This window comes from Streptomyces sp. NPDC029122 (assembly GCF_055569445.1).
Map to the genome: position 1 here is coordinate 1 of NZ_JBVHWK010000057.1, position 8,304 is coordinate 8,304.

8 protein-coding genes are annotated in these 8,304 nt (G+C 72.7%); 5 read left to right on the forward strand and 3 right to left on the reverse strand.

Going from position 1 to position 8,304, the window contains the following annotated elements; translation table 11 throughout:
- Positions 1-164 precede the first annotated feature (164 nt).
- Both ACZ4WZ_RS33705 and ACZ4WZ_RS33710 read right to left on the reverse strand, forming a co-directional pair.
- Positions 165-1,058 carry a 1-aminocyclopropane-1-carboxylate deaminase/D-cysteine desulfhydrase gene (locus ACZ4WZ_RS33705; protein ID WP_467896901.1) on the reverse strand — a complete coding sequence of 298 codons (894 nt, stop codon included), beginning with the start codon at positions 1,056-1,058 and terminating at the stop codon, positions 165-167.
- Positions 1,059-1,077: 19 nt separating this feature from the next.
- Positions 1,078-1,668, reverse strand: a complete 591-nt coding sequence (locus tag ACZ4WZ_RS33710; RefSeq protein WP_467896903.1) for an N-acetylmuramoyl-L-alanine amidase — start codon at positions 1,666-1,668, stop codon at positions 1,078-1,080.
- 343 nt (positions 1,669-2,011) lie between these two features.
- Between ACZ4WZ_RS33710 and ACZ4WZ_RS33715 the strand changes: the two genes are divergently transcribed.
- The 4 genes from ACZ4WZ_RS33715 to ACZ4WZ_RS33730 all read left to right on the forward strand — a co-directional run bounded on the left by ACZ4WZ_RS33715 (position 2,012) and on the right by ACZ4WZ_RS33730 (position 5,936).
- Entirely contained in the window at positions 2,012-3,418 is a 1,407-nt protein-coding gene (locus ACZ4WZ_RS33715) for a family 2B encapsulin nanocompartment shell protein (RefSeq protein ID WP_467896905.1), read from the forward strand.
- Positions 3,418-4,464, forward strand: a complete 1,047-nt coding sequence (locus ACZ4WZ_RS33720; RefSeq protein WP_467896907.1) for a family 2 encapsulin nanocompartment cargo protein polyprenyl transferase — start codon at positions 3,418-3,420, stop codon at positions 4,462-4,464. The genes ACZ4WZ_RS33715 and ACZ4WZ_RS33720 overlap by 1 nt, the downstream gene beginning before the upstream one ends.
- 148 nt (positions 4,465-4,612) lie before the next feature.
- Positions 4,613-5,251: a GNAT family N-acetyltransferase gene (locus tag ACZ4WZ_RS33725; protein WP_467896909.1), complete on the forward strand. Its 639-nt coding sequence runs from the start codon at positions 4,613-4,615 to the stop codon at positions 5,249-5,251.
- Positions 5,252-5,351: 100 nt separating this feature from the next.
- Positions 5,352-5,936 (forward strand): dihydrofolate reductase family protein, encoded by a 585-nt coding sequence (locus ACZ4WZ_RS33730; RefSeq protein ID WP_467896911.1) that lies wholly within the window; start codon positions 5,352-5,354, stop codon positions 5,934-5,936.
- Between the two features lie 294 nt (positions 5,937-6,230).
- On the opposite strand, the gene snpA is transcribed toward ACZ4WZ_RS33730, so the two are convergent.
- Positions 6,231-6,896 carry a snapalysin gene (gene snpA, locus ACZ4WZ_RS33735; protein ID WP_467896913.1) on the reverse strand — a complete coding sequence of 222 codons (666 nt, stop codon included), beginning with the start codon at positions 6,894-6,896 and terminating at the stop codon, positions 6,231-6,233.
- 224 nt (positions 6,897-7,120) lie between these two features.
- Between snpA and ACZ4WZ_RS33740 the strand changes: the two genes are divergently transcribed.
- Positions 7,121-8,053 (forward strand): LysR family transcriptional regulator, encoded by a 933-nt coding sequence (locus tag ACZ4WZ_RS33740; RefSeq protein ID WP_467896915.1) that lies wholly within the window; start codon positions 7,121-7,123, stop codon positions 8,051-8,053.
- Positions 8,054-8,304 lie beyond the last annotated feature (251 nt).

Sequence of the window (8,304 nt, forward strand, 5' to 3'; positions counted from 1 at the left end):
TCGGCGCCTGTTCCGGATCCGGTTGTGCTCGGTACCGGGCGCCGAATTCATCTCGTTTTGGCCCCGGACGACACCCCACCCCGTCCCCGCCCCCTTGCGCAGCTGCCCATCCCAGCCTCGCCGGCGTTTGAGGCGCGGGGTCCGGGCGGAGCCCGGGGAACGGCTTACGGGGCGCCCGTGATGACGGCGGTCAGGGTGGTGCCCGGAGGGAAGGCGGCGGACGCGGTCAGGGCGTGCAGGGCCCAGAGCAGCTTCGCCACGTAGATCCGCTCCACCGGAACCCCGTGCCGGGACTCGAAGTCGGCGGCGAAGGCGTCGAGGGCGGGCGGGACACGGGCGTAGCCGCCGTGGTCGAAGCCCTCCGCCAGGGTCCAGTCGCCGGCCGGGCCGCCGAAGGCCAGGGTCTGGAGGGAACGTATCTCCGCCCCCAGGAAGCCGCCGGCCAGGACCGGTACGCCCAGCGCCCGCTGGCCCGGGGCCAGCCCCGCCGCGAGGCCGGCCAGCGTGCCGCCCGTACCGCAGGCCACGGCTACCACGTCGGACACCCCGCGCAGCTCGCGGCCCAGTTCCGCGCAGCCCGTGAGGGCGAGGGCGTTGCTGCCGCCCTCGGGGACCACGTACGCGCCCGTGGCCCCCGCGGAGGCCAGGAGGCGGGCCAGGGTCTGCGGTTCGGCCTTGCGGCGGTACTCGGAGCGGGTGACGAAGTGCAGTCGCATGCCGTCCGCCGCGCAGCGGGCGAGGGAGTCGTTGAGGGGGCGGCCGGCCAGTTCGTCGCCGCGGACGATACCGACCGTCTCCAGGCCGAGCAGCCGGCCGGCAGCCGCCGTGGCCCTGAGGTGGTTGGAGTAGGCGCCGCCGAAGGTGGCGAGCCGGTCGTGGCCGGTTTCCAGCGCTGCCCGGAGGTTCGGCGCGAGCTTGCGCCATTTGTTGCCGGGCAGCTCCGGGTGGACCAGGTCGTCCCGTTTGAGGAGGAGCCGTACCCCGTGCGCGCCGAAGCGTTCGTCGGCCGCCTCGACGAGGGGGGACGGCGGGCGGGGGCGCAGTTCGGGGTGGGTCACCAGCCCATTGTCGGGCCAGTCACTTGAGGCGTTCGGCGACGCGTTCGCGCAGCCGGTCCATGGTGAAGCCGCGGGGGTCGACCTTGCCGGGCTGCCATTCGCGGTGGCCCAGGACCGAGCGGGCGCCCCAGGCGTGGACGCGGCAGACGGCGGCCGCCGCGCGGGTGATCGCGTCGAGCTGGACGGCCGGCCAGGGGTCCTCGCCGTCGCCGAGGTTCTCGCACTCGAAGCCGTAGAAGTACCGGTTGCCGTCGGTGTCGGCGTGGTGGTCCGGCGGCAGCCGCCTTTCGGCGATCACGGCGGCCAGTACGTCGGAGTCGCCGGCGCCGGCGTGGTTGGCGCGACCGAAGCCGACGAGGTGGACCCGGCCGTCCTTGGTGATCACGCCGTGGCAGAGGGGGCCGGGCAGGGCGGAGTGGCCGTCGCGGCAGAGCCCCACGGTGTACGCGGTGCCGCGCGTGGCGGTGTGGTGGATCATCACCCCGTGCACCGGGCCCCAGGGGCCCCTGTGGTTGCGGTTGTGGGTGCGCCAGGCGCCCACTTCCACGACGGTCAGGCCCTCGGCGCGCAGGGCCTGGATGAAGCGGTCCGCGGACATGGGTGCGGCCATGACCGCCTCCTTTCACCGTGTGTGTTCGTTCCGTCACTTAACGGTGTAGTGGAGGGGGCCCTTCCGCGGCTAGGGCGGTATTCGGCCAGTGCCTCGTTCCGTCATGCGGAGATCCGTTCGAGAGTGGCGGGAGGGCGTGGTTAACCGGCCACCCGGCCGTCGTCCCGCCGCGGAGGTGGCCGAAAAGGGTGCGGGCGGGAGGGCTGAGGGGGAGGTGGCTGAACCTTTCAGCATGCCCCTCGCCCGTTCGGAGCAGTCCCACCCGTTTGTGTAGTGGTCCGGTCGCGCGGCGCACTGGAAGGCTTCCGTCCCGCACACCCATGGAGTGATCGAAAGGACAGACATGTCGGTCCAGGCAGGTTCCGAAGCCGAATCCCGGACACCGCAGAGCAGTCTCGGGACCGCGGCCGCCCGGAACTTGGCGTCCACGACCAAGTCCGCGCCGCAGATGCAGGAGATCACCTCGCGGTGGCTGCTGAAGACGCTCCCGTGGGTCCCCGTTCACGGTGGTACCTACCGGGTCAACCGCCGCCTCAGCCACTCCGTCGGCAACGGCGTCGTGGAGTTCGCCAAGACCGGCTCCCAGGTCCAGGTCATCCCGGCGGAGCTCGGCGAGCTGCCCCTGCTGCGCGACTACGAGGACGAGGAGGTGCTCACCGAGCTCGCCGCGCGCTGCCGCCAGATCGACTTCGAGGCCGGGCAGGAGCTCACCTCCTTCGGCAGCCCCTCCGACCAGGTCTTCCTGCTCGCCCACGGCCGCGTCGAACAGATCGGCCCCGGCCCCTACGGGGAGGACGCGGTCCTGCGGACCGTCGCCGACGGCGCGTACTTCGGCGAGGCCTCGCTCACCGACGAGGCGGCCATCTGGGAGTACACCGCCCGCGCCGCCACCGCCGGTACGGCCCTGACGCTGTCCCGGCAGGACTTCCGGCTCCTCGCCGACCGGGCCGGCTCGCTGCGGGCGCACGTGGACCACGTACGCACCCGGCCCGCGCGGCGCACCAACTCGCACGGCGAGGCCGCGATCGACCTCTCCGCCGGCCATGTCGGCGAGCCCGTCCTCCCCGGGACCTTCGTCGACTACGAAGCCCGGCCGCGCGAGTACGAACTCTCCATTGCACAAACGGTCCTGCGCGTCCACACCCGCGTGGCCGACCTCTACAACCACCCGATGAACCAGACCGAGCAGCAGTTGCGGCTCACGGTGGAGGCGCTGCGCGAGCGCCAGGAGCACGAGATGCTCAACAACCCCGACTTCGGCCTGCTCCACAACGCCGACTACGACCAGCGCATCCAGCCCCACGACGGCGCGCCCACCCCGGACGACTTCGACGCCCTGCTCAGCATGCGGCGCGACTCCAAACTGTTCCTCGCGCACCCCGAGGCCATCGCCGCCTTCGGCCGCGAGTGCAACAAGCGCGGCCTCTACCCGGAGTCGGTCGACGTCGCCGGCACCCGGGTGACCTCCTGGCGGGGCGTGCCGATCTTCCCGTCCACCAAGATCCCGATCAGCGCCGCCCGGACGACCTCCATCCTGTGCATGCGCACCGGCGAGGACGAGCAGGGCGTGATCGGCCTCCACCAGCCCGGCATCCCCGACGAGATCGAGCCGAGCATGTCGGTGCGGTTCATGGGGATCGACGACCAGGCGATCATGTCCTACCTGGTCACCGCCTACTTCTCCGCCGCCGTCCTGGTGCCGGACGCGCTCGGCGTCCTGGAGAACGTCGAGATCGGCCGCTGGCGCTGATGACCGCGAACGCCGTGGCGACGGGCGAGGGGCAGGAAGCGGCGGCCCTGCTGGAAGACACGAGAGAAACGGTCAACCCGGCCCTCCGCCGGGCCGTCGAGAGCCTGCCCGGCGCGATGCGCCGGGTGGCGATGTACCACTTCGGCTGGGAGCACGAGGACGGCACTCCGGCCGCGGGCGGTGCGGGGAAGGCCATCCGGCCCGCGCTCGTGCTCGCCTCGGCGCAGGCCTTGGGAGCACCGGGGAGCGTGGCCGCGGACGCCGTACGGGCAGCGGCCGCCGTGGAGCTCGCGCACAACTTCACGCTGCTGCACGACGACATCATCGACCGGGACGTCCGGCGCCGCGGCCGGCCCACGGCCTGGACCGTCTTCGGGACGCCAGCCGCGATCCTCGCGGGCGACGCCATGATGGCCCTCGCGCTGCGGCTGCTCGCCGAGGACCCCCACCCGGCCTCGGCGGCCGCCTCGGTCCGGCTCGCGGCCTGTGTCGTCGAGCTGTGCGAGGGGCAGCAGGCGGACTGTGCCTTCGAGGAGCGGACGTACGTCACCCTCGACGAGTGCCTGACCATGGCGACGGCCAAGACCGGGGCCCTGCTCGGCTGCGCGTGCGCGCTGGGCGCGCTGTACGCGGGCGCCGGGCCGGAGGAGGTCGAGGCGATGGACGCCTTCGGGCGGGAGGCCGGGCTGGCCTTCCAGCTGATCGACGACCTGATCGGCATCTGGGGCGACCCCGGGCACACCGGCAAGCCGGCCGGGGCCGATCTGCTGGCCCGCAAGAAGTCCCTCCCGGTCGTGGCCGCCCTGACCTCGGGCACCGAGGCCGGTGAGGAGCTGGCGCTCCTGTACGCGGGTCCGGTGAAGGAGGACGACGTGGCCCGGGCCGCCCGGGCGGTGGAACGCGCCGGCGGCCGCGACTGGGCGCAGGCCCACGCCGCCGACCGGATGGGCCGCGCGGTGCAGGAGCTGTCCCGGGCGGTGCCCGACCTGGCGGCGGCGGGCGGGCTGCTGGCGCTCGCGGAGTTCGTGACGCGGCGCACGAAGTAGCGGCCGGTTCGTTCCGGTGCCGCGGAGCGGTCTGTTCCGGCGCTGCGGGGCGCCGGAACAGGCCTTTTCGGGGGCGTGTGGCGAGAACCGGGCGCGGCAACTCTAGGATCACTCGCGGTAGTTGACATGTGAGTGAAGGGTGTGTCCCGTGGTGCTGGAGATACGTCAGGCGGATCAGTCGGATCGGGACGCGGTCGCGCGCCTGCTGGACGAGGCCTTCCGCAACGACCCGGTGAGCAGCTGGGTCTTCCCGGACCCGGAACACCGGGCCGCCGTGCACGGCAAGTTCCTCGGGGTCTTCGTGGACGTCGCCCTGGCCGAGGGCCGGATCGACTGCACGGCGGACGGTTCGGCGGCGGCGCTGTGGCTGCGGATCCCGGCGGGCGATCCGGAGGGCGCGGCCGCCGAGGACGACGTCCCGGCGAGGATGCGGGCGGTCGCCGACCCGGACAACGAGCGGTGCGAGCTGGTCGGCCGGCTCACGGGCGAGGTGCACCCGACCGCCGAGGAGCACGAGTACCTGCTGATGATCGCGGTCGCGCCCGGCCGGCAGGGCGAGGGGCTGGGCACCGGGCTGATCCGGCCGGTCCTGGAGCGCTGCGACCGCGAGGGGGTCCCGGCGTACCTGGAGGCGAGCAGCGAGCGGAGCATGCGGCTGTACGAGCGGCTCGGGTGGGAATGCACGGGCGAGGCCGTACGCCTGCCGGACGGACCGCTGATGTGGCCGATGTGGCGCAAGCCGCAGGGCGACTCGCGGGGCGGTGCGCAGGGCGTGGGGCGGGGGTGAGTGCCGGTCCCCGAAATTGGGGGTTGGCAAAGTACTTCAAGTGAAGTACTTTCATCGACGTGTCCCGGAGCGGTGGCACTCCCGAACGGAAGAGACTCGCTTGCGCAAGCTCACGTACTTCATCGCCACCACCGTCGACGGCTTCATCGGAGCCCCGGACGGCGATGCCGATTTCATCTACAGCTACCTCGACCCCGAGTTCGTCGGCCACCTCGCGGCCGAGTACCCCGAGACGATCTCCGGTCCGGGGCGCGAGCAGCTCGGCATCGCGGACGCCGCGTCCAAGCGCTTCGACACGGTGATCATGGGCCGCAACACCTACGAGCCCGGCCTCAAGGCGGGCCTGACCAGCCCTTACGGCCACATGCGCGAGCAGTACGTCGTCTCCCGCAGCCTCACCACCCCGCCGGACCCGCAGGTGCGGCTCATCAGCGGTGACCTCGTCGCCGAGGTGCGCGGGATGAAGGCGCGGGACGGGCTCGGCATCTGGCTGTGCGGCGGTGCCGACCTGGCGGCCCAGCTGGTGGACGAGATCGACGAGTACATCGTGAAGACCTATTCGGTCGTCGTCGGGACCGGCATGCCGATGTCCCGCGCCGGGTTCGGGGTGCGCCCCCTGGAGCTCACCGGCTGCACCGCCCTCGGCGGCGGCCAGGTCATCACCTCGTACGACGTCAAGCGCTGACCGCACCGCCCGCCGCCCCACCGCGCCGAGCCCGCCATAACGCACGAAAACGGCCTACCGTGGAGGTATGGCCGGTGAACAGCAGCAGAACGAGCGCGGGACGGTCGCCCCGCAGGCCGGACACGGGCAGCGGACGTGTCCGGCCTGCGGGCATGCCGTGGAGACGGTGCTCCGGCGGCGCAAGTCCATGGGGATCTTCGTACCCGAGTGGAGTCCGGGTCCCTGCCGGAACCCGGACTGCACTCTGTACGTTCCTGAGGACAGGACCTAGCGGCCTGCGGCCGGCGGCGGTCGTCAGCCCTTGGAGTCCAGCCCCGAGGCGACCAGACCGTTGGCCCACAGCTGGTTGACGCGCGTCCGCTCGGCGCTGTTCGGGGTGGCGTTCTGGCAGGAGGTGCCCGGGCCGCCGCCCGACATCAGCTCGCTGCACGGACCCGAGTAGTGGTCCGGCAGGCCCAGCACGTGACCGGTCTCGTGAGCCGTCACGCGGGTGGAGTTGTACTGCTGGTTCTGCCGGTAGTCCAGGAAGATGTAACCGCGGCCGTGGCCGTCGGTGCTCGCGTACGAGCCGCGGGAGTCGTTCCCCTCGTAGTACGCGAAGTTCCCGCCCGTGGACACCTCCTGCAGCTTCACGTTGGTGACCGAGCTGTTCCAGATGCGGGTCGAGGTGGCTATCTGGGAGCGGAAGCTCGGCGCGTTGCGCGTGTTGTAGGTGACGGTGACGGCGAGCGCGCCCGGGTTCGCGGCCCGCTGCTCGGCGACCGACCGCTTCACGGCCTCGAAGAAGGCCCGGTTGGCGGCCTCGTTCTCCTGCGAACGCTCGTACGCGGCGTAGCTCGCCGGGCCGCCCGCGGGGGCGGTGGTGGTGGCGCCGGCGGAGGGCGCGACACCGACGAGGGCGGCGGCGACGGCGAGGCCGACGGTGGCGGCGGACAGCATGGTCCTGTGGGAGTGGCGCATGTGGGGGCTCCTACTCGGATGGTGCGGTGGGGGGTGGATGGGTGATCCGGTACCGGAGTCTGCGGGAGCCGAAGGGGCCGGGGGATGATGTCAGAGCCCGATAGCGCGGAGCTATCGGGAGGGTTTCGGGCAGACCACACCTTGGTCAACTAGCCGCACAATGGCGCGATTTGAGGGGCTATCGGCGGCTGGTGCGGTCCCCGGGGCCCGCCTACCCTCGGGTCATGGAGCTCGAGGTGAGGCACCTGCGCGCGCTGTGTGCCATCGAGGACGCCGGGAGTCTGCACAAGGCCGCCCGGCAACTCGGCGTCAGCCAGCCCTCCCTGACGACGCAACTGCGCCGCATCGAACGGGCCCTGGACGGCGAACTGTTCCTGCGCGAACGCACCGGCTGCCGGCCGACACCCTTCGGGCGCACGGTGCTCGGGCGGGCGCGGCCGCTGCTCGCGGAGATGGCCGCCCTGGTCGCCGAGGCGCGCGCGGCGGCGAACGGGCCACGGCTGCGGATCGGTTCGACCGCGAGCCGGGCCCTGCCGGGATGGCTGCGGCGGCTGCACCGGCGCGCGCCGGAGCGGGAGACGTCGCTGGTGGTCGACGTCTCCGCGAACGCGCTGCTGCGGATGACGGCCGGCGGGCAGCTGGACGTCGCGTTCGTCCACGAGGTGGAGGGCAGCCCGCTGAGGGTGCCGGCCGGGCTGGAGCTGCGGGTACTCATGGAGCGCGAGCCGCAGTTCGTGTCCATGTCCCGGGACCATCCGGCCGCGCGGTCGCCGGTGGTGGCGTTACAGGACCTGGCGGGCGACCGCTGGACGGTGGACCCCTCGGTGGACGGCGAATGGGACGGCCTCAGACGGGTCTTCGCGGACGCGGGAGTCGACCCGCCCGTGCTGCACGCCGACTACCACACCGCGACGTCGCTGATCGTGTCCGGGGAAGCGGTGGCGCCGTGCCAGCCGACGTCCGGGCCGCGCGACGACATGGCCATCCGGCCGCTGTCGGGGGACCCGCTGGCGGTGCGGCTGCTGCTGGCGACGCGGCCGGGGGAGCACGCGGAGGTGTTCGAGGACCTCCGCGACGCGTACCGCGAAGCGGCGCTCCGCACCCCGCCGTACCGGGCGTGGCTCCGGCGGAGCGGGAGTCCGTTGCTGGTGGCGTAGCCGTTGCCCTGGCCGGGCGGTTCGGGGGTGGCGGGGTTGCCCTGCCGGACCGTTGCCCTGGCTGGGTGGTTGCCCTGTCGGGTGGGTGCCGTGGCCGGGCGGGGTTCGGGTGGGCGGTTGCCCTGTCGGGTGGGTGCCGTGGCTGGGCGGTGCCGGGGTGGGGTGGTTTCGGGTCGGGGTCGGTGCCGGGGTGGGGTGTCGTCCGGGGCGGGCTTCGATGTTCGGCGCCTGTTCCGGGTGTGAGTCGTACG

What these genes read in the sequence shown, in the direction of transcription:
- ACZ4WZ_RS33710 (WP_467896903.1), bottom strand. Translation starts at nt 1,668, where the DNA reads ATGGCCGCACCCATGTCCGCGGACCGCTTCATCCAGGCCCTGCGCGCC.
- ACZ4WZ_RS33715 (WP_467896905.1), top strand. Translation starts at nt 2,012, where the DNA reads ATGTCGGTCCAGGCAGGTTCCGAAGCCGAATCCCGGACACCGCAGAGC.
- ACZ4WZ_RS33720 (WP_467896907.1), top strand. Translation starts at nt 3,418, where the DNA reads ATGACCGCGAACGCCGTGGCGACGGGCGAGGGGCAGGAAGCGGCGGCC.
- snpA (WP_467896913.1), bottom strand. Translation starts at nt 6,896, where the DNA reads ATGCGCCACTCCCACAGGACCATGCTGTCCGCCGCCACCGTCGGCCTC.
- ACZ4WZ_RS33740 (WP_467896915.1), top strand. Translation starts at nt 7,121, where the DNA reads ATGGAGCTCGAGGTGAGGCACCTGCGCGCGCTGTGTGCCATCGAGGAC.